This window comes from Acetobacter orleanensis, from assembly GCF_001581005.1.
In the GTDB taxonomy this organism is placed as follows: domain Bacteria; phylum Pseudomonadota; class Alphaproteobacteria; order Acetobacterales; family Acetobacteraceae; genus Acetobacter; species Acetobacter orleanensis.
Genome location: NZ_LHZV01000059.1, coordinates 65333 through 86877, shown reverse-complemented (window position 1 = coordinate 86877; position 21545 = coordinate 65333). Strand labels below are relative to the sequence as shown.

16 protein-coding genes and 3 pseudogenes are annotated in these 21545 nt (G+C 52.6%); 9 read left to right on the top strand and 10 right to left on the bottom strand.

Annotated features, from left to right (window positions below):
- Window positions 1-397 precede the first annotated feature (397 nt).
- Window positions 398-2779, bottom strand: coding sequence for a membrane-bound PQQ-dependent dehydrogenase, glucose/quinate/shikimate family (locus AD949_RS13755; RefSeq protein ID WP_082064805.1), 2382 nt, complete (start codon window positions 2777-2779; stop codon window positions 398-400).
- 215 nt (window positions 2780-2994) lie between these two features.
- On the opposite strand from AD949_RS13755, the gene AD949_RS14745 reads away from it, so the two are divergent.
- Window positions 2995-3156 (top strand): transposase, encoded by a 162-nt coding sequence (locus AD949_RS14745; protein ID WP_371277367.1) that lies wholly within the window; start codon window positions 2995-2997, stop codon window positions 3154-3156.
- Window positions 3157-3229: 73 nt separating this feature from the next.
- Here AD949_RS14745 and AD949_RS13745 read toward each other — a convergent pair.
- From AD949_RS13745 to AD949_RS06640, 3 genes and pseudogenes are all read right to left on the bottom strand, one after another.
- Window positions 3230-3452, bottom strand: a pseudogene (locus tag AD949_RS13745) (integrase core domain-containing protein); the annotation flags it as partial.
- 260 nt (window positions 3453-3712) lie between these two features.
- The gene (locus AD949_RS06645) at window positions 3713-4552 is read right to left on the bottom strand and encodes a substrate-binding domain-containing protein (protein ID WP_048836431.1); all 840 of its coding nucleotides are present in this window, start codon (window positions 4550-4552) and stop codon (window positions 3713-3715) included.
- Window positions 4553-4554: 2 nt separating this feature from the next.
- A complete protein-coding gene (locus AD949_RS06640) occupies window positions 4555-6696 on the bottom strand; it encodes a TonB-dependent receptor (protein WP_082064802.1) in 2142 nt (713 codons plus the stop codon).
- A gap of 388 nt (window positions 6697-7084) precedes the next feature.
- On the opposite strand from AD949_RS06640, the pseudogene AD949_RS14740 reads away from it, so the two are divergent.
- Window positions 7085-7386, top strand: a pseudogene (locus AD949_RS14740) (IS3 family transposase); the annotation flags it as partial.
- Window positions 7387-7398: 12 nt separating this feature from the next.
- Window positions 7399-7544: pseudogene (locus AD949_RS14735) on the top strand (integrase core domain-containing protein); the annotation flags it as partial.
- A 150-nt stretch (window positions 7545-7694) separates the two neighbouring features.
- Here the strand turns inward: AD949_RS14735 and AD949_RS06630 are convergent.
- The 4 genes from AD949_RS06630 to AD949_RS06615 all read right to left on the bottom strand — a co-directional run bounded on the left by AD949_RS06630 (window position 7695) and on the right by AD949_RS06615 (window position 13807).
- Window positions 7695-10358, bottom strand: coding sequence for a TonB-dependent receptor plug domain-containing protein (locus AD949_RS06630; protein ID WP_048836429.1), 2664 nt, complete (start codon window positions 10356-10358; stop codon window positions 7695-7697).
- A 209-nt stretch (window positions 10359-10567) separates the two neighbouring features.
- Entirely contained in the window at window positions 10568-10795 is a 228-nt protein-coding gene (locus AD949_RS06625) for a hypothetical protein (RefSeq protein ID WP_244463410.1), read from the bottom strand.
- A gap of 226 nt (window positions 10796-11021) precedes the next feature.
- Window positions 11022-12815 carry a Hint domain-containing protein gene (locus AD949_RS06620; RefSeq protein WP_082064801.1) on the bottom strand — a complete coding sequence of 598 codons (1794 nt, stop codon included), beginning with the start codon at window positions 12813-12815 and terminating at the stop codon, window positions 11022-11024.
- Between the two features lie 281 nt (window positions 12816-13096).
- Window positions 13097-13807, bottom strand: a complete 711-nt coding sequence (locus tag AD949_RS06615; protein ID WP_048836428.1) for a LexA family transcriptional regulator — start codon at window positions 13805-13807, stop codon at window positions 13097-13099.
- Window positions 13808-13962: 155 nt separating this feature from the next.
- Here AD949_RS06615 and AD949_RS14090 point away from each other — a divergent pair, with 155 nt between their 5' ends.
- From AD949_RS14090 to grxB, 3 genes are all read left to right on the top strand, one after another.
- On the top strand, window positions 13963-14622 hold the full coding sequence (locus tag AD949_RS14090; protein ID WP_052944583.1) for a hypothetical protein: 660 nt from the start codon (window positions 13963-13965) through the stop codon (window positions 14620-14622).
- A 341-nt stretch (window positions 14623-14963) separates the two neighbouring features.
- On the top strand, window positions 14964-15554 hold the full coding sequence (locus AD949_RS06605; protein WP_048836427.1) for a hypothetical protein: 591 nt from the start codon (window positions 14964-14966) through the stop codon (window positions 15552-15554).
- A gap of 77 nt (window positions 15555-15631) precedes the next feature.
- Window positions 15632-16279: a glutaredoxin 2 gene (gene grxB / locus AD949_RS06600; RefSeq protein WP_048836426.1), complete on the top strand. Its 648-nt coding sequence runs from the start codon at window positions 15632-15634 to the stop codon at window positions 16277-16279.
- Window positions 16280-16309: 30 nt separating this feature from the next.
- On the opposite strand, the gene AD949_RS06595 is transcribed toward grxB, so the two are convergent.
- Window positions 16310-17680 carry a PQQ-dependent sugar dehydrogenase gene (locus AD949_RS06595; protein ID WP_048836425.1) on the bottom strand — a complete coding sequence of 457 codons (1371 nt, stop codon included), beginning with the start codon at window positions 17678-17680 and terminating at the stop codon, window positions 16310-16312.
- 663 nt (window positions 17681-18343) lie between these two features.
- On the opposite strand from AD949_RS06595, the gene AD949_RS06590 reads away from it, so the two are divergent.
- Genes AD949_RS06590 through terL form a run of 3 tightly spaced genes read left to right on the top strand, consistent with a single transcriptional unit; the run spans window position 18344 to window position 20486 of the window.
- Window positions 18344-18826: a hypothetical protein gene (locus tag AD949_RS06590; protein WP_048836424.1), complete on the top strand. Its 483-nt coding sequence runs from the start codon at window positions 18344-18346 to the stop codon at window positions 18824-18826.
- Window positions 18827-18832: 6 nt separating this feature from the next.
- A complete protein-coding gene (locus AD949_RS06585; RefSeq protein ID WP_244463409.1) occupies window positions 18833-19096 on the top strand; it encodes a hypothetical protein in 264 nt (87 codons plus the stop codon).
- The gene (terL, locus tag AD949_RS06580; protein WP_048836423.1) at window positions 19044-20486 is read left to right on the top strand and encodes a phage terminase large subunit; all 1443 of its coding nucleotides are present in this window, start codon (window positions 19044-19046) and stop codon (window positions 20484-20486) included. The genes AD949_RS06585 and terL overlap by 53 nt, the downstream gene beginning before the upstream one ends.
- A 6-nt stretch (window positions 20487-20492) precedes the next feature.
- Here the strand turns inward: terL and trhO are convergent, their stop codons facing one another.
- Complete coding sequence (gene trhO, locus AD949_RS06575) at window positions 20493-21509, bottom strand: oxygen-dependent tRNA uridine(34) hydroxylase TrhO (protein WP_244463408.1); 1017 nt, start codon at window positions 21507-21509, stop codon at window positions 20493-20495.
- Window positions 21510-21545 lie beyond the last annotated feature (36 nt).

Genomic DNA, 21545 nt, shown 5'->3' with positions numbered 1-21545 from the left:
TGGCAACCCAGATCATCGGCGACTTATTGAATTGTCATGCCAACCGTCAGCCATTTCACTGCGATCATGATGCAGAGTTGCCGGTGCCAGCGGCTGAACTCATACTTATTTTCCCAGAGGATCAGGTGGGACAGAGTGCGTGTACTCAATCCGACCTGACTGTCTTAGATACTCATGCTGGCCTGTGATCTTGCCTATGGAAGGCCCTTGATTTGAAGCAAGGTTTGTCCACTAGAGACAGGCAATGGAGAGATCACGTTTCACGCGGGACCATATTATCAGGATCCTGAAAGAGCACAGGCGGGCACGGGTGGCGGTCCTCTGCCGCAAGCACAAGATCAACGATACGACGTGCTACGCATAGCGAAGGCATGTCGAATTTTCCAAACTAGTGTTGTCATGGAAGAGTAAAAGCGATGATAGAGTCGCCAATTTCGGGGGAGTGACCCGCTCCTCCTGCATTTACAACAAGATATTCTTTCCCAGTTTTGGGTGAGATATACGTCATCGGTGTTGCACTTGACCCTACTGGCAGAGGATGCTGCCAAAGTGTAGTCCCAGTTTGAGCATCGTAAGCGCGGACATAATAATCTTGGAATCCAGAGAAAAAAATCAGTCCTCCTGCAGTTCCTGATGTTCCCGCATAAGCTGGAGCACCAACCGGCATTGGTAGGTGACTTGGGATACCTAGAGGTCCCATTTTTTCAGCCGTTCCCGCAGGAACTGACCAAACCACCTTACGCGTTTTTAAATTCACCGCCGTAATCGTTCCATAGGGAGGATGATTACAGGGAATCATCAGTGGGCTCATCCAAGGTAATGTCACCACGCCGTAGGGGGTTCCAATCATTGGTGAGGGTCCATGCGTATCAACATCTGTGGGCAAGCGTGAGTCGACTTTCTGCCAATTGCCTCGGGGCACTAACCAAAACTCACTCGAGAGTCGCATATCATTCATATATGCGTACCCGTTGTGTGAATCGATCGTCATACTACCCCAATTCAAACCACCAGCATTTCCAGGCTGGTCGATAGCTGGGTCCAGTCCAATCGGTGTCATCGGTCCATCATATCGGTGACGGCGAAAACTGATGCGGCAGGCAAGTTGATCAAACATCGTCACTCCCCACATCTTCGCTTCTGTAAATTGTTCACCCCCTATGCGTGGCATACCAGACGAGAAAGGTTGAGTTGGCGAAAGGCTTTCCTCCGCTATGTTACCTTTGGTCGGTACAGGACGTTCTTCAACAGGAGCAATTGGAACGCCTGTTGCACGGTTTAGCAGAAAAAGCTCACCACGCTTGGTTGCTTGAAGTAATGCTGGCACTGTCTTGCCTGATTCATCAGATAAATCGACCAACTCAGGCTGGGAAGGCAGGTCATAGTCCCAGATATCATGATGAACAGTCTGGAACTTCCATTTTTCTCGACCTGTCTTGATATCGAGAGCCACGACCGACGAGCTATATCGCTCCGAAGCTTTCAAACGATTGACACCGTAGTAGTCTGGCGTCTGATTACCCAACGGCACATAAATCAGACCGAGTTTGTCGTCATAACTCGGTGTCGACCACATGTTGGGTGTGGCACGTGTATATGTCTTCCCTTCAGGCGGTGCTGTCGTCAATTGAGGATTTCCAAGATCCCACGCCCAAACGAGTGAGCCCGTTTTCGCATCGTAAGCCCGGATAACGCCAGAAGGTTCGTCCGAGTGCAAGTTATCAGCGATCCAGCCGCCTACGATAATAAGTCCGCGCGCAACCATTGGCGCAGATGTGGGCATGTAATATCCGGGGGCAGAAACTCCCATACCCTCAAGCAGATCAACCTCTCCAGCGTGACCGAATTCGGGACAGAGCTGTCCATTACCAGCATCAAACGCTCGTAAACGATCATTTGAATTAGCATCAATGATTTGATCTCGGCATATCTGCCCTACACTCGCCGTTGCGTTGCGATAGTAGCCTAGACCACGACAGCGATGCCACCATGGTGCTTCTTTATTACCGGATGCCTGCCAACGCATCTGACCAGTATCCGCGTCGATAGCGTCGATTTGGTGGTTAGGTGAACAGGTGTATAATGTGTCGCCAATCTGCAATGGAGTATTCTGATTAACATCGGACTGCTTGCGTTCACCTGGGTTCGAGTCACGATATTTTGTGTGGTAAATCCAAGCAACTTTTAAATTCTTGACGTTTGTTCTGTTGATTTGATCAAAATTGGTAAATCTGTCACCTGAATTGGTATGTCCATATGCTTCCCATGTGCTTGGCGTATTATCTGCCGTCGCTAAACTAAATGGTTCATTCAGTGTGGGTCGAACAACACCATGAGGCACAAACATCAATCCCAGCATTACAGTGAAAAATAAGGTTGTTATGCCAGCCCCTGACCAATTGATTACACGCGATACTGGAAGCCATTGAATCGATAGGGGTTTTTCAAGAAGTGGTGCCGATAGGAATCCAAAAATGGTGATCACAGCAGGGATAAGCAATCGCGGGATACTCATCCAAAAATCGAAACCGACTTCTGATATTGACCATACGATTGTGTATATAAATGCTACGGCTATTACATAAGATCCGATGATATTTTTCTTAATTACAAGAATTGAAGATATTATGTAAATAATTCCAACTATAAAATAGTAAGGAACACCCCCAGCATATAGAAGAAAAAGTCCACCCACAAAGCAAATTATTCCTGTTGTGAGCGAAATTAAGAAAGTTAATATTTGAAAAAATTTAACTATGCTTGGTTTTTCCTTAAACATATTTGGTTCACCTAACTCGACACGCTGCCAATGTCACATCAACCTGACAGGAATTGTATTATTTTTCTGCATATCCCATTTCGATCTTATTCCGCAAATACTTTCCTAATTATGCACTCTGTTCAGTCGTCTATTTCTGGTACAAAAAACGAATATTATTCGATTTTCGAGAGGTTTAGTTGATGGCTTGGAGCACGGTTTAATTTCAGACAGGGTTGAGCGAACCACAATTCGACGATCTTTATGGAAGCGAAGAGACGTGTCGTGCGATGCTTTTTACCCGGCGTCGTCCAGTCGGTTTTAAATGCCCGGCCTGCGGTGGGCATGAGCACATCGTTATCCGGAGCCGTGGGCGCTATCAATGTAGCGCCTGCTGAAAGTAGACGTGGAAGGTTCGAAAAACTTTCTGGTTATGAGGCCCTGCTTGTTGGCTTTGCCCCCGACGTGCCCTCAGTTTGAAGTTCGGGTCTGCGGGTTGTTGTATGCCTTGCCTAGGAACTGAGCGAAAACATCTGCGTCATACTCTTGAGGATAGTGTTGGACCTGACAACGTTATAGTCGTTTCCCATGTGTTGATGACCGTCCGGGCATGGACGATGTTACGGAACAGATGTTTGTTGAAGTGCTTGTCACTGACCTGACCATTGAAACTTTCGAGGAATCCGTTCTGCTTGCGGTTTTCCTGACAGGCTATTGCCTATGCCCCCATGAGGATAGGGCTAGCCAATATTGGCTATAATATGCACCGCTTTCTTGTCTATGAGCGAATTATTACTGCTGAGTAGCAATCTAGCGTCAATACCCCTGTTCTTCACTTGATTCAGAAAGGAAGTTACCATCCCAAACCCATCAAGACAGGTTTGTTGAACCCAAAATCAGTATACAACGACTTAAATCAATAGTTCTTCGACCTCTTCACGTAACAGTTCACATTTACTGAAAAACTTTAAGAGAAGAATTTTTTTGAACAGGGGAAAATCCGTAAATCCTGAAAATTGATTGTGCTTTTTCAGAATAAATCATCTCAATGAAACGTCGTGCATCCTGTTTATGCGTGGCTTGGGTCATGAGGACTCCGCCATAATAGACCGTAATATTCAGGGTCGGAGGAATGGCAAGCCGGACACTCTCTTTTGAGACCTCACGCTCGTGACGACTGCAATACGCAAGAAAAACATTTGCAATTCCTGACTGTAGAAAATAAGAAATTGGGTTAACTCCTTTTGGGGCGGTCGGCGCCAGAATTGTACCCCCCACAAGGGCGCGGGCTCTGTAAAGCACGCTGCCCGCAGCCAATTTCTGTATATGCTCCAGATTTGACAAAACCTGCCAGCCATAATCTCCGCCCGGATCAATCCCTGGTGTCGAAATACCTATAATTGTCGTGGGCTTTAACAAAAATGGGAGCAGTGTTTCCTCAGTCAGTCCAAGAGACTGCGGAGCAAGTACACATATGCTGTTCCCGATAAAAGCAAATGGTTTGTCGGCAAGGCCGGCTTTCTCAAGCTGCAAAGGATAAAGCTCATTGGCTGAAAGAAAAATATCTGTTTGCTGCCCTGCTGCCAGACTGCGGCTCAGTTGTCCTGCCGGTCCATATGTGATGTGCGTCTTTATTGTTGTCTGTCGCGTAAATTCTGTCGCAATATCATCCAGTGCACCTCGTAAGCTTCCTGCAGCAAAAATATTGAGAAAACGTGCCTCCTGTGCGGCGGCTGGTTGCACCAGAAGAGCCAATAGACACACAATAGACGAGAATTTGGAAAAATATCGCATTATTATAAATCCATCTGAACGGAGAGTCTGACCATACGGGGTGTGCCGAGCGTACCCGTACCGCTGCCTGTGCTGTTGTAACCACTCTGACTGCTAGGGGTAATATTTGCCCAGTAGTGAGCATTGCAGACGTTACGCACATTAAGCACCCACGTCATGTTCCTGCCCCACACGGGGCGCGTGTAACGCACACCCACGTTTCCAATAAGATAACCAGCAGCGTACATTGTATTGGTATAGTTTCCGGGGCGTCGAGCAGAAAAATTAACATCAGCGGTAAGTGTGAGAGGACGGAAAAAAGGAAAATTATATTCTGCCAAAGCATTGAGTGTGACCGGAGCTAAACCCAAAACTTTCCGCCCGTTTGTCGAGGCCGACGCCGTATTGTGCAGACGCGGATCAAGCACGGCGATGCCGCCAAATAACGTGAGTGAGCGCGCTATGACAGTGCTGGCCATCACTTCAAACCCACGATTTTTCTGGTTGCCCTGCACTGCAAAAACGTTGTTTGCGTCGATATAAGGGTAGGGGCGTTCGAGCTGATAGAGGGCCGTACGCAAATCAACCCGTCCAAACTGGACCTTATAGCCAAGCTCCCATTGCTGGCTACGGTATGGTGCAAGACTTTCCCCCGCATTGGCAGCCCCGGCAGGTGCGTTATCGCCTTGCTGGAGGCTATTTGCATACGTAAAATACGCACTCATATTTTTGACTGGCTGGTAAACAAGGCTTACTGTCGGGCCGATGCCATCTGCTTTGTAATGTGCAGTTCTCGCACTCGTCTTGTTGTAATTTTTAGTATCGATCCATGTCTGTGTGGCAACAGCCTGTACGCTCCAGTGTCTAGCAAAGCTGATTTTATCCCCAAATGTCAAAGCCTGCTGGAAAGTATGTACTGAGCGATAACGATTGCCAAAGTCAGGAAAATCAGGTTCAGCGAACTCTACCGGATTGGAAAGCGACGCTGTTCCCAATGAAATGGCTCCCGTTTTATAGGGTGTATAGCGATCCCACGAAAAACCGGCTGTCCCGACAACGACATCATGCGTGAGAAAACCAGTTTTCACATGACCATTGAGATAGACATTATTGCTCAGGACGGCATCCAGACTATAGGTCGTATTCGCGGCTGTTGTATGGTAATGTCCTGAATTATCTAATAATGTATTTGTTACGGCTGTTGATGCACGATCATTTGTTTCATGCAGAATGCCCGCAATAACTGTCCAGTCACTGTTAAATCTATGTGTAATACGTCCCTGAGTCAGGACGGTCAGATTATTGTCGCCCGCATAAGGCTGTCCATAACCTCGCCGGGACGGCGAAGGTGCCGAGGGAAATATCACGTCCTTTGCAAGAGAGAATGTGCCGGGCAGGCCTTTATCGATATAGTGATAGGCACTTGTATCTACTTCCAGTGTGGTTTTAGCAGTAAGATGAAAATCTAGATCAAGACTAGAAAGTTCTCGTTTAAGCTGGCTATTTTTTACGTAATACCCGCCATCTTGCTCGACCAGATTCAGACGATAGCCGAAGTGATGTTGCGTATCAAAATGCCCGCCTAGATCAATATGTCCCATCCAATCATCATGAGAAAGATACTCTGCACGCACGCGATTAAGCGGTTTTTCCGTCGGACGCTTTAGAACATAATTAAACGTCCCTGCGGGGCTAGCGGCCCCAAAAAGACCCCCAGATGGACCGTTAAGCACTTCAACGCGCTCAAACTGTTCCATTGGATAGTCCGTTGTCGCCGCTATGTTTAATCCGTTAATAAATGTGTTTTGCACAACGCCAGCTTGCATCCCTCGAGATTGCGGGCGTATATTTTCCCCCTGTACAGACGGAATAAAACGAAAAGCCTCTTGTACACTGAGCAGGGTTTGATTGCGAGCCAGACTTTCAGGAACAGCATCAATACTGTAAGGTGCGTCTATTTTAGAATTTCCCCGAAACAAATCTAAAGTTGTAGAAATGATACGGTAATCTGACACTTCGGAAGGAAGTTGGCTACGGACTGTAATAATCTCAGGCGTATCAGTTGCGCTTGCGGGCACGACCATGATAGCGCCGTAAGTTAAAACACCAACAGGTAAGTAATACTTGTAATTAATTTTCTCCCTGAGGCGCATAACAAGCCACATAATAAAATTTCTTTCCAAAACATCTCAGTTGTCAGACCACATACGTTAATCTTCTAATCTATATATACATATATATAGACGGATCTGGCAACTAAGTTTAGGCTTAGAAAGAGAACAGGGTTTATGGGCGAAGTTATGCGCAAGAGGTATACGGCGGAGTTCAAATCAGAGATTGCTCTGGAAGCAATAAAGGGGATGGCGGCGAGCTTCCCTTGGAAGGGGATTTTTTATGCGATGTCTCTGCTCGGTTGAGCGTGATCAGAAGCAGCAGATGATTGACCCGAAGCGAGCGCGTCTGCCGCTCATCCGGGCTGCTGCAATTCAACCGGTCGGGCGTTTCCTATCGGCCTGTGCCATAGAGCGAGACCTGTCTGGAGTTGATGCGGCTACGCCGTATTATGGCTCACGGCAGATGGTACGGCATCTGCGTCGCATGTGGCATGAAGTGGGCCGCAAACGTGTCGGCGGCTCATGGCGATCATGGGGCTGCGGGCGATCTACCAGAAGCCACGCACGGATAGCCGCATCCTGAGCATCGGAAATATCCGTATCTGCTGCGGGGGCGGGTCATCGATTGGCCTAACCGGGTTTGGTGTTCCAATATCACGTATATCCCCATGAAAAGGGGATTTCTCTATACTTATGGAGATTATGGACTGGTTCACGAGCAAGATCCTGTCCTTGCGTCTGTCGAAGAAGAGCGCCAGATCCGCATCAGCATGGACGGGCGCGGACGATGGCTGGACAACGTGTTCATCGAACGTCTGTGGCGGTCGTTGAAATACGAATGCGTCTATCTGCATGCGTTTGAGACCAGATCAGAGCTGAGGGCCGGGCTTACCAGATGGACAATAGCCGCGCCGTCAGAATGGCGACATAACAACAACCGGGTATAGCTTATCAAGTTCACAAAACTCTCCGAACAAACGGGTCCACTTCTGTCCTATAAAAAACGCAGAGCATTAGCTCTGCGTTTTCTAAACTATCTTATGTCTTAATCAGAAACTCGCATCCAGTCGGCCATAGTAATAGCCACCGGTAATCGGGATCTGGAGAGAATACTGGTCGTAAATCTGCGCACCACGAGAGTTGTTGATCTGTGGAACCCGGCGTGGCCGCACGTTTAGCAGGTTGTTTACACCCACCGCCAGATGCCAGTGCGGGGTGAAGCGATAGCCAATTTCAATATCCGTCAGCCAGCGCGGAGAATTTTTAAACTGCGCAAAGCAGGAGTTAGAATAAGCGAGTTTTCCACCGCTGGCGCAGGGCAGCGTTTTATCCGTCCAGTCATAGTAGGTCAGCATATCGGTCGTCTGCCCATAGCGAGTCTGACGAACGTTAAAGTCCCAGTTCCGATAAGTGTAGAGCGCATTCAAGATAATTTTACTGCGCGGGTAAGCCGTGGTGATGTATCCAATATTCTGTGCATTTAGCAGCGAGTTCCCTTTATTGTCTACGCCGTTATGGTGCAGGCGGGTGCGGTTCAGGTCCAGCGCCATGCTCAAGGTCAGGTTTCCGGCCTTCTGAAAGTGGAAGGTATAGTCAGCTTTAATGTCTAACCCCTGCGTCCGTGTGCTGGCACCGTTCGTCATGTAATAGGCAGAGACGTTATCTTTTGTGATGCTGTTCAGCGGCAGGGAATAGCCCATCGCCTCAATTGCGTTGATGGCCGGATCTCCCTTGACCGTGCCGCCACCCACAATGCGGTCACGCAGGTTGATCTGGTAGACGTCCGCTTCCACATGGAAGCCCCGTACAGGCTCCAGCACAATCCCACCGCTTTCACTCACGGAGCGTTCAGGTTTTAGCTTGCTGGCCCCCAGAATCTGCGCCGCGGAGGAACTGACAGGCAGCAGGCCGGAAGCCCCGGTCGGGTCCACATTCATGGCGCTGTAATGCTGTTCTGCCAGTGTTGGCGCGCGGAACCCGGTGCTGATGGTGCCGCGGACAGAAATAAAGCGATTGATGTCATAGCGTGTGGACACCTTGCCGTTTTCCGTATTGCCAACGTCAGTGTAGTGTTCAAACCGACCCGCAAAATCCAGATCCCAGTGTTTGAGCGGATGGAAGTCCCCATCCACATATCCGGCCCAGATGTCACGGTCCCAGTTGCCAGCGCTGTTCGGGCCAAGACCCGCGTAACCCTGTGTCCCGCCGAGTTGGTAGGAGGGCGGCGTGCCAGCCTTGATCTGGTAGGTTTCCAGACGGTGTTCACCGCCAAAGGCCAGCGTCATCGGCACGACATGCGCAATATTGAAGTTGCGTCGGAAGTCCAGATTATTGGTCCACTGCGCCATGCGGTATGTTTCCGCCCGGGTCGTCGCGGGAGACCAGCCACATCCGTCTGTGGAGAAGTATGCGGAAGACGGGTCGGAGGAGCAGGTGCTGGCCAGCATCCCGGTATTGGCGGTGTTCTTGTTGCCAATCTTGTTGCCGTCCGCGCCGTAGGTCGTGCTCAGATCCCAGTCAAACCCGAAGAAATTGTCGCCCTTCAGCCCAAGGGTTGCCGCGTAGTCGTTTTCTTCGGAAGTTTCCAGCGGAGAGAAACCGGCCGGATACATGGTTGGCGCAATATTAGGTGTGCGGTAGTTTTCATACGCCTCCCCATGCCGGTGCATGTAGGTGATCAGACCGTAAAAATTGATGCCTTCCGTAATCTTTTTTCCAAAATCAATCGCGAGACTTTCACGTGTTTCTTCCGGCGTGCTCATGATCTTATTGGAATCAGACGGCACGTTCATCGCACCGGGGACCATGCCGGTATAGTAGCCCGTCGTGGTGGCATTAGTCGGCCAGCTTCCCAGCAGGCGATGGTCATGCGCGCCCACCACCATATGGTCGGAATGGTACATCTGAGTGCTGATATGCATGTAGCCGTCCTGTCCCAGCTTCAGCCCGCCATCGGCGTTCAACTGATACTGCCAGCCATCGCCATTATAAGCATTGGCACCCGTCTGTGCAGACATATGCAGCCCGTGATCCTGCTTTTTGGTGATGATGTTCACTACCCCGGCAATGGCGTCGGACCCATACATGGCTGCCGCGCCATCTTCCAGAACTTCAATATGGTCAATGGCGCTTGCCGGAATGGTGTTCAGGTCTGCCCCGGTGGAGCCGAACTGCGGCCCGGCATCAGCGGTAATGTTCGCGGTATTATGGCGGCGTTTGCCATCTACCAGCACCAGCACTTCATTCGGGCCGAGACCGCGCATCTGGATGGAGGAAGTCAAAGCGGCGGAATCCGCGCCCATGGCCTGCACGTTAATGGAGGCATAGGTACGTGTCAGCGCATCCGCTAAGTTCATCATGCCCGAGCGCCGCAGCGTGGCGGCGGACACGACCGTTACGGGAGATGTGCTTTGTCTCGCCTTGCGGTTTGTGGAATGGGTACCTGTCGTCACGTTGATGGTTTCAGCCTCCCCGGCGTAAACTGGGCTGCTTTTGCGCGGAGCCTTATGTGCTACAGACTTTACGGAAGGCGCTGTTGCCGGGTTTGCCGCTGCGCGTGCGCCCGTGGCATGCGCAGTGCCGGAATGCGCCGTTACGTGATGGCGCGTCGGCGTGGTTTTCCCAGAAACAGATGTTGCCGCCTCGGCCGTCAGGCAGGGGGCAACAGTACAAACCGTTGTAACAAGAAGGGAGAAACGACGCTTTACTCTCATAGGATGATCCGTGCTTCTTAATCACGGTTATCCGTCAATTCGGAACCGCTCTTTCACAGAGTGCCCCAAAACCGTTCTGAAACCATTACAAAAAATAAGAAGGCCCAAAAGAACGCTCATTATGTTGCGATAAAGCAACATATGGCGTTTTCTGTTCATGTGTTGCTCATGTCACGTTTCTTCTTTAAATATTCTTTCGGTTATATGTTTCAAAAATTGCATATCGCATTCTGCGCCCATTCCGACATAGTCCGTCTGTCATCCTGCTCGATTTCCTGTGCCAGCGCCTCCAGCGTGGTGCTGCACTCCATTACGGCCAAAGGAGCTGTTCTGAAATAGAGCGTATCAATCAAGGGAGACATATCGCGGGCCGCTTTGCGTAGATGCGCTGCAATCTGTGTAAGCGTGGCGTAGTCCAGTGCTGCCTGGCGGTGCAAGAAAGCAGGACTGCCCGGCAAAGGTGACCATGCGGAGGTTACGGCACGCCGGTTTTCCGGAAGGATTACAGGGTGGGGGAACGGCAGTCTCATCAGCAGTACTCGCACATCGTTCGGTTAGAATCCTGTGTAAGCCAGACCATGTCAGATTGTTGCTTTTTTGGCTAAAAAACGGAAGACACGCTGGGTGTTTCCGTTTTTCTTAGTCTCAGACTGTCAGAAAATTTCAGCCACTCACACGGCTTTGCAGGTGGGATGCCTCCCCTTGCAGCAGGTAAGGTCCGGCGGATAGAATATGGAGTGTCAGGATGCGTAAGGCCTGTGGCTGCGCGGTAGGCAACGGTAGCAGCGCACTGCCGTTCGTCCAGCGGGTCTCGCCGGGGCTGGCAGCGTACCAACCGGGTAGGGAGCCGGATTCGGGGTGTAGCATCACATGGTACGGGGCAAGATTGCCGTTCTGAACGACAATATCCCCCACCAGAACACCGAGCATCCGCCGATCATCCACAAACGGCCCGACCACATCGCTGGGGCGGCTGGCGCGGGAGACAAGGCGGACCTGCGTCACACCAGCCGGAAGCATGAAGGAAACCCTGCCGTTCTCTTCACGGATTTTGCGGATGATCTTTCCGTCCATCGTTTCCAGATGCAGGTTTGCATCAGTCGTCAGCTCAGGTCTGTGCACGGCATCTGGAAAATCATGTGTCACAGCCCGCGCCATCAGAGCGTGGAAAATTGGCTCCACGTTTTCCCGCGCCACAGTCAGTGGGGCCGCGCCATGCTGCATCCAGGTCCTGCGTCCTGTGCTCAGTGTTGCTACACTGCCCGTTTGAGCAAAGCTGCCCCGGTTGTTCGTGTCCAGATAACTTTCCGTCAGCACACCATCAGCCATCATCACAGCATGCTGGCTTGTCTCCACATGGTAGTAGTCATAACCAGTGATGGATTTATCGTAAAAAATAGAGACATTATTAACTAGCATCCGAACCGGCATAAAACTGCCCCTGAAAAACAGACAATGTTCGGCAGTAATCAGCATATCTTTGTAAGGGACACCGTCAGAAATAGCATCCTTCAACACCCGTACCGGCCAGCCTGCTTCGTCATCAGGCAGCTCAGGGCGGACCCTTGCATGGGCCTTGCCAACCCAGATGACAGGCTGGGTCACATTTGCTCCGTTTTCCGGGGCGAGGGTGACAAGCTGGTCACCAACCCGAATATCTTCTACAGCAATGTCTCCGTCTGTAGTGCGGATCATGCTGCCAGTTAGGAAGCAGGCGATGGTCACGCCGGAGTTCATATAAGAGGGAGCAAAAACACCGGACGCCGTGTAAACTTTGTCTTGAGTGACATAAGTTCCGTTAACGCTTAATCCGTTTCCGGCGGTCAGATTCTGACCATCCTTAAGTTCAAGGACTGTCTCTTTAGACCCGGGCTGGCCGAGTTCTATGTCGCCCTTGACGGTGACCGTGCTTGCAACCGTGAGTTTGCCAGAAACAAGCAGATTGCCGTCAACGACAACACTACCGTTGCCTGTCACGGAGACTGTGTTTGCCTTCAGATCCTTAGATGCTGTGAGCGTGCCGCTGCCCGTGATATTTATCTGGCTGAATGAAGACGTCGCATCTAGTTGAATGGCCACATTGCTTAAATTATTTAAAATTCCATTTCCGGTAATTACCTGCTTGAATTCAATGGATGTGCAGGTTCCAGCATCAAGCGTGCCATTATTGGAGACCAGTGCATTGACTGTTACCGTTCCATAGGACGGAAAAGTAAGGCTTGCACCGTTCTCAACAGTAAGAGACGCATAGGTCAGATTGGTGACCCCGTCGCTGCTCTGAGCCAGAGTGACATTCTTTCCCGTTGGAAAGATCACAGAATCTGTGGCGGAGGGGGCGAGGGTTCCGGCGGGGGTGCCGTCCGGGCCATAATAGGTCCAGTTTTTGGGGTCGGCCCAGTTCCCCTTGTCTCCACCGCCGCGCCACACATATGTTGATTTATAAGAACTTCCCATCATAAACTCCTTGTCGTGTTAGGTTTTTTCTATAACCAATTTGTTCACCTTTCATATCAATGTTATCCATTTATTCAACTTATGATTTTTTAACGAATCTATATAGAAAATTCTGTAATTGTTTACATGGTTTTTTGTTTATATAAATAAAGCAATTTTTCATTCAGGTGTTTTCTAAAAAATTCCATTAATTTTCCTTTATAAATAATACGGGATATCCATTAAAATTTGGACCATAGCTATTTGTTCTTGAACAGTGTGGCTCAGATGACCTGTAATGCCCGTTACAGCCGTCGCGCGAACCAGACCACCCTGCCAATAATCTGCACCTGCTCGGCTGGCACGTCATAGGCGGAAAAACGTGGATTTTCGGACTTGATGCGCACCATCGGTTCGGCTGCGTCATGCGCCCGCTCCGCCCATTTGCACACCACACCATCCCCATCAAACAGCACAAAAATACCCGGTTCGATAATAGATGTCTTGCGCGTATCCACCAGCACCATGTCCCCATTCTGGAGCATGGGTTCCATGGACTGGCCTTCCACCTCAATCACACGTAGATCCGCAGGAGAGGCCCGTAACGCGCCTCGTACAAATTCTTCTTCAAAAAATTTGGGGCGTCCCAACAGGCGGTCTTCCACATAACCGCATCCCCCCATACCCGCCCGCAACGAGATATAGGGCACGGCCACATAGCCCGGCGGGTTTAGTTCCAGCGTGATTTCCGGCTGGTCAGGCGGCGTAATATAAGGCGTGCGTGCTTCTCGCGCCATGGCCTGTCCGCCTGCGGGAAAAAGCAGATCCCGCGCTGTACAGCCCAGCATAGAGGCCACGCGTTCAAGCTTTTCGCCTCCCGGATTGCGAGATTTTCCTTTCAGAATATCGCGCACATACGTGTCGCCCACACCTGCGCTGCGGGAGAGTGCTTTTTGCGTCAACCCCAGCAGGGCCATGCGGCGTTCTAGTTCTCTGGCAACAGATGAGCGATCCATGGGGGAAGTATCCCACGTCATCCCCCAAAGATCAAATGGGATATATCACCACAACATCCCTTGACGAAATGTGACAAGTCACCCTACCGTCCCTTTAAGCCTTTTCCTCGTGCTGAGGCTATTTTTTTGATCGCTTATTCAAAGGAAGAGTGCCCATGCCGGCCTCACAGTCCAATACCTCCTCTATTACAATCATAGAGAAAGGTGACTTTCCTGCTGCCTCGCTGGCCTGTTCGCCCTACGCGCGCCATGCTGGTCATGCCAGCATGGTCTGCACACCGGCTCGAACCCTTGCTCATCCAGCTTTCGTCACCTCCAACGCTTCCATCCCTCCATATCCCCCACTCACACATCGCTCTCTACATAGCTCATCCCCGCAAGATTGCACGTGGCATGAATGTGATAAATCCCTCTCTCGTTCCGAGTCGGTCAATCCGCATCCTGAGCCTCAAACGGACCAACCTTCAGTAATCCTTTGCGCTAATTCGGCCACGCCCGTCCCGCCACATCCGGATACAGCCTTCCACGCAGCGGCCCGTCCCAAAACGGATGCCGCGCTGTTGGAACAGATGGTCGGCCTGCGCCGCTCCGGAAAATCCCTGCGCCAGATCGGACGGCAGACAGGTCGCTGTATGGAAAGTGTGCGGCAGGCGCTACTGCGTTATGAACAGGCTAGGTCCGAAACCCCGGCGCATATCGCGCAGGAAGAAGAGTGGCACGAACCGCTGCGGGACCCTGAGCCACTTCCTGCTGGTCATCCCATTGCCACACAAGCCATTTGGCACGGGCTTGAGCGGTGGAGGGATGTTGTATGAGCAAGCGTCGTTGAGCCAAATTCTGATGGCAGGATTATGAGCAGGACCCGATTTTCCGCCTCTGTTCGTTCGCCGTTCAGACGCTGAAGGTCGCCGAATGAACGGAGAGTATCCTGTTGCTTTTCGCCAATACTCTGTGCCGGAGCACGCTGCCAGTCGTGCTCTGCTGGTTCGCCCCCTCGCATTCTTGCGAAACCGGATATAGGCTTCTTCTCAGCCGACGCAATTCCCGTTGGCATCTGCCACGCACTCTTCGCTGCCGTCACAGTGGCCTCGCCGTAGAACTACCGGCGTCCTCTGTTTTCCACACGTGGCAACACCGCTTTTCTAATGGAACTTTCATGGCAAAATCTAAAACCGTGTCCCGCCACACGTTGCTCGACGCCTGTGCAGAAAACGGCCCCACGCCGGAACGCCGCGCCCGTTCCGAATTTGTCGGCACAGCACCTCCTCGTGTCTTACGCACAGTGCAGGCACTCCTTCAGGTTGGTGACATTACCCAACTCGCTGCGGACGCCGCCGAGCGTTGGTACCGGGATTACGTTTTTGGCTACTGTGATTACGTGGAGTTTTCAGACCAACACCGCCCCAGTACTCTGACACGGCATGATGCCGTCTCATGGCAACTCGTGCGAGCCCGCGCCATGGCGCGCATTACCGCCGTGCGGGACGCTCTGGGCCTGTGCGCACATCAGCGCCTGCGGATGCTGTTAGTGGATGAACTCTCATTCCGCGCCATGGGTGAGGCACTGTTTCCAGCCATTTCGGCAGGGTCGTCTCAACGGAAAATAGCTGCCCAATGCGCGCTGCTACTTGAACAGCTCGCAGCACGGCAGGAGGCCGAACGCAAGGCCACCAAAGCCGACCGCGCAACCAGAAACAAAGCCCCCCAACCAGACATGGAACTCGTCGCTCGGACAGAACAGGCTTGACGCGTAGGGGCATTTTAGAACAGGGCAGAGGGGTAACCCACCGCGCCAGCCAGCGCACCAGTAAGGAGCCGAGCAGTATGTCCCGCAAACTCTATATTTATGACCACTGCCCTTTCTGCGTGAAAGCAGAGATGATTTTCGGCCTGAAAAACCTGCCTTACGAACGCATCATCCTGCTGAATGATGATGAAGCCACGCCCATCGGCATGGTCGGCCGGAAATCCCTGCCCATTTTGGAAGAAGACGGGCATTTTATGCCCGAAAGTATGGATATTGTCACTCATATCGACCGACAGGGTACGCCCGTCCTCACCGGCACGCCCACCCCGGCCATTACGGAATGGATTAGCGTGACCAGCAGCACGCTCTACCGCCTGTTCCTGCCGCGCGTGGCTTGTGCGCCGCTACCGGAATTTGCAACAACCTCTGCCCGTGCCTATTTCCTAACAAAAAAGGAAGCCTCCACAGGTCCATTTTTTGAAATTTTCAAGAACAATGAAGGTGAAATCGGAAACCTGAACGTCATGCTGAAAATGCTTACTCCGTTGATCCACAGCCCGGAGGCTGTCAACGGTGTACTCTCAACAGATGATATTCATTTGTTTGCTCACCTGCACAGCCTCTCGCTTATTCGCGGGATTCTCTATCCTCCGGCCGTCGAAGCCTATCGCCAGACCCTCTCCCGTCTCTCTGGAGTGGGTCTGTATGATGCTATTGCGGCCTGATTAAATCCGCATCAGGCCGATAGTTTCCAGTCACGGCGCATTATCATGCGCCGGGAAGTCCTGTTCAAGCTGTGTGTCAGAGACCCGCCAAACCACATTCCCAACGTCATCCGCCACCAGCAACGCCCCCGTCTGGTCCAGCGCCAGCCCTACAGGGCGACCATGCACATGGTCTTCATCCGGAGTCAGAAAACCCGTTAGCACATCAACCGGCGCGCCGGATGGGTGTCCATTTGAAAACGGCACAAAAATCACTTTATAGCCGCTTTTGGGCCTACGGTTCCAAGAGCCGTGCTGTGCAATAAACGCCCCGTTGCGCCATGCGGCGGGCAGGGTGCTATCTTCCGCAAAGACCAATCCAAGGCTTGCTGTATGCGGACCAAGTGCATAATCCGGCGCAATGGCTGAAGCGACAAGTTCAGGATTCTGCGGCTTAACTCGCACATCCACATGGCTGCCATAATAGCTGAAGGGCCAGCCATAAAATGCCCCTTCCTTCACGGACGTCAGATAATCCGGGACCAGATCACTGCCGATTTCATCCCGCTCATTGACTACGGTCCATAATGCACCAGACTGCGGTTCCCACGCCATTCCGTTAGGGTTACGCAAACCTGTAGCAAACGGTGTTAGTTTTCCAGTTGTTAAGTCGAGTTTGTCAATCCGTGCACGGCCTTCTTCCGCATGCAGGCCATTTTCTGCAACATTACTGTTGGAGCCGATTGTCACGTAGAGCGCTTGCCCGTCTGGACTCGCTAGAATATTCTTGGTCCAATGATGGTTGTAGCCAGAGGGCAGGTCCACCACTTTTTCTCCCGGTGCGGTCAGCGTTATCTGCCCGGTCTGGTAGGGAAAGCGCCAGATTGCATCAGCATTGGCGACATAAAGCGTATCCTTGATTAGCGCCATGCCAAAAGGCGAATTCAGATGTTCCAGAAACACGCTTTGCTTTTCAGCTACCCCATCTCCATCGGCATCCCGCAGCAGGATAATTCGGTTCGGGCTGGGAACGTCCGCACCCACAAGCCCCTGAATAGCTCTGGCAATCCGGTTTTTAAAAGTCGTTTTATCTGTGCCGGGGGAATTGGTTTCCGCCACCAGCACATCTCCATTCGGCAAGGCATACAGCCAGCGGGGGTGGTTCAGCCCGGTTGCAAAGGCTTTCACACTCAACCCTTCAGAGGCATGAGGCATCTCACCGTTTTTCCAACCAAGCGGTCGAGCGATATTGACCGTAGGCATCAGGGTAGCATTGGGCGGCGGCAGTTTGGGGTGTGGTCCTACACCTTCGGAAACAGGAAGCTGAGCAGCTTCCGGTCGGAGTACAAATCTGTAGGTTCCGGCTCCGGCAAGAACCAGTACAGCCACTAGTCCAAGTAAGTAACGGCGTGTCCGTGTCATCGTGTGTCTATCCCGTCCTTCTGGCACACGGTCACGAAAGCGTGCCGGAGCCTCATTAAGATGAATTTTATGTAATAAAGCGGTTGGCACGCAAGTAAAACTGTCATGCAGCTCTTTTTATTTCATTTCAACACGCGCGCGCAGAAGGAGTTCATTCAGGCCGCATTTTTTCAAGGATGAGAGCAAGAGCAGCCTGAACGTTTTTATCCTCTGGGTATAACAGCGCATGTTAGACTTCAGTAGGATGAAAGCCGTGGGCACTTTGTCCGCACGTATCAGGGCGGCAGAACCGTCTCAACCAGAAAAAATAGCAAAATAGATCATTTTGGATAATTTTTTTTCTTAGGTTCCGGGCATCTTGCTGATGCATTTTTAGACTGAATTACAGAGACATCGGGAGAGTTAATGATTTTTTATTGAAGGCACTCACGTCCGTTATAAAACCCCTTCATTATCAATCTCTATTTCTTGCACCATCGTACGGTCCTTATTTTTTCCGCCAGAAAAGCTTGTTTGTGCGCGTGGTCACTTCTATTCCTTTGTCATCATCACAACAGTTCTGCCCGGGGGATTTTTTAAACCCTCCGCAGCACATAAGTTTCTCAAAATAATTCGGAAGCAGGCTGCTTTCATGCAGCCGAGCAGAACGTGTCAGGAGTCCTCATGGCGGGTGTATCCCCGGCTTCAGGCCTGCGTGCGGGTGCCGTTTTCTGTTCCGCCGCCACATGGTGGGTTCTGGCGGCACGTCAAGGCGTCTTTCTGGTGTTTTGTCCCATTCTTACGCAGGCAGAAAACCACCACCGGGCCGATCTTTCCATCCCATGGGCGGAAGCCTTGCAGACTGGCTGCCCGGATGGCGCACGCATCCGGTGCCGCCCGGTGTTACGGCGCTCCACGCGTGGGCTTACGGCGCGCGGCCAGTTCAGTCCCAATCTGACAGATCGACTTGTCTACTCCCTGCTTACGGAACTCAGGGATCGCAGGCAGGAAGAAGCAACCCAGCAGAATTTTTGCGAAGAGAGTTACACTGGCAGAGTGCAGAGACATAATAGCAGATTTTATGAGGCTGTTTCCTGTAGTGGTGCGTATCGTGTGCCAGTACACCGTGCGGAGCCTCGCTCACCCCGTGCCTTACATTTTTTCTGAAAACTCATGGTAGAAAAAGTAGTAACTCCAAAGCGACGCTCCAGAAAATCCACCCCTGTCACCCCGTTGGATATTTTCACGCGTGTCATGCTGGGGGACGAGACCATTACAGATCGGCAGTTTGACGCCGCCAAGGTCGCAGCTCCTTACCTGCATCCCAAGCTGGCAGGTCTGTCCATGAATGCGGTTGTCCGCCGTGGTGTTGAAGAGTTTTCGGATGATGAGCTCAGTACTCTTGCGCAAACAGGCCCAGCAAGCGGCCCAGACTGAACTTGCCCGCCGCAGCGCGGCCAGAGAGGGGCTTCTTGATTTCACACGCTACACAATGCCGGGTTATAACGCCGGTGCCCATCACCATTTACTTTGTGAAAAGCTGAACGCGGTGGAACGCGGACTCATCACCCGCCTCATGGTCTTCATGCCGCCACGGCATGGAAAATCTGAGCTGACCAGCAAGCGTTTTCCGGCATGGTATCTTGGGCGCAATCCCACAAAGCAGGTCGTTTGCGCCTCTTACGGGGCATCTCTCGCACAGGATTTCGGGCGAGACGTACGCAACCTCGTTGCATCCCGTCGCTTTAGCTCCCTGTTTCCCACGGTCACGTTGGCAGCAGATAGCAGCGCACGGAATGCATGGCACACGGGGCAGGGCGGTTTTTATACCAGCATGGGCCTCGGTGGCGGGCTGACCGGTAAAGGGGCTGATCTTGCCATTGTGGATGACCCCGTCAAGGACCGTCAGGAAGCTGAAAGCCGCGTTCGCCGTGCCGCAGTGTGGGACTGGTACCGCGCCGTTCTACGCACCCGTCTCATGCCCGGCGGAGCTATCGTGCTGGTCATGACACGCTGGTCACCGGATGACCTCGCAGGCCGCCTGCTGGATGACATGCAGAATGGCACAGGAGAACACTGGGACATTCTCCGCCTGCCAGCCCTTGCCGAAGCGGAAGATCCTCTCGACCGCCCCTCCGGTGCCGCTCTTTGGCCAGAGGCTTTCCCAGAGCCGGAACTCGCCCGCATCCGTCTTGCCATCGGCACGCGGGAGTGGGGCGCGCTCTATCAGCAATCCCCCATTCCGCCTGAGGGAACCCTGTTCCAGACCGGCATGATCACCGTGCAGCAGGCCGCCCCCGCTGGTGGTCAAATGGTCCGACGATGGGACCTCGCCGCCACCCGGCAGGGCACCGGGCGCGATGCGGATTGGACAGTCGGCGTCAAACTCGCCCGCCTGCCAGACGGTCGCTTCTGCGTGCTGGATGTCACCCGCTTTCGGGGCGATCCCGCTCAGGTGGAAGCAACTCTTCTGGCAACCGCCGCGCAGGATGGTCCCGCAACTCGCATCATCCTGCCGCAGGACCCGGGGCAGGCCGGTGTCGCACAGGCCCGTTACCTCACAGGCCGTCTCGCGGGATATCAGGTCAGCACCGTGCGGGAAACAGGCGATAAAGCCACCCGCGCCGCCCCGTTCGCTGCACAGGTCAACGCGGGCAACGTTCTCGCCGTACGCGCCCCATGGACCCCACAGTTTCTGGAAGAACTCGCTGCCTTCCCCGGCGGCGGACATGACGATCAGGTCGACGCCGCCGCCGGTGCCTTCACCGCCCTAGCGGACAGCACACCCCTGCCACATTTCGCCCCGGACTTCCTCTCTCGGATATGAGAAAAATCAGCCCATAGACTGCCGCTTCTCATTCTGCCGACGGATTTCCTCGTCCCGTTCCCGCCGCCTGCGCTCCCGAATTTCGTCCATATGCGCGCCCAGATGCGCCTCCCCACGTTCCGCCGCAAGCTGCGCCTGCCGCTCGCGCTCGGCATAACGGGCACGCTGTTTATCATCCCGCTCATTGTAGCAATGCGGGCAGCTTACCCCGTGCTCATATTCTGGAGCGGCCATTTCTTCAGCGGTCAGAGGCATCCGGCAAGCGTGGCACTGATCGAGAGACCCCGGCTCCAGCCCGTGTTTCACCGTCACGCGCTGGTCAAACACAAAACACTCGCCGTCCCACAGGCTCTGGTCTTCCGGAACATTTTCCAGATATTTCAGAATGCCGCCCTGAAGGTGATAAACCTCCTCCAGCCCTTCGGCTTTCACAAAGGCCGTCGCCTTTTCACAGCGGATACCGCCGGTGCAAAACATGGCGATGCGCGGCTTGCGCCCGTCCGCCAGCAGTTCCGCCCGATGGGCGCGGAACCATTCGGGAAATTCACGGAATGTCCGGGTTTTCGGGTCAATTGCGCCTCTGAAGGTGCCCGCCGCGACTTCATAATCATTGCGGGTATCAATCAGAATGGTGTCTGGGTTTTCCAGCAGCGCGTTCCAGTCCTCGGCAGGCACGTAGTGGCCCACGTCGGAACGCGGGTCCAGCCCCGGCACGCCCATGGTCACAATTTCTTTCTTCAGCCTGACCTTCATACGCAGGAACGGCATATCCGGCGCACGGGAAAATTTGACCTCGATTTCCGCACAGCCGGGCAGGGCGCGGATATGCTCCAGTACCGCCGTGATCCCGGCATCCGTGCCAGCAATGGTGCCATTAATGCCTTCATGCGCCAGAAGCAGTGTGCCCTGCACACCGTTTGCATCACACACAGCCTGCAACGGGCCACGCAGATCGGCAAAATTTTCAAACGGGGTAAAGCGATACAGCGCAGCAACGCAAATCGGCAAATCGGTCTCAGTCACGGCAACACCCAGTCTAGAAGTGTGATTGCAGACCAG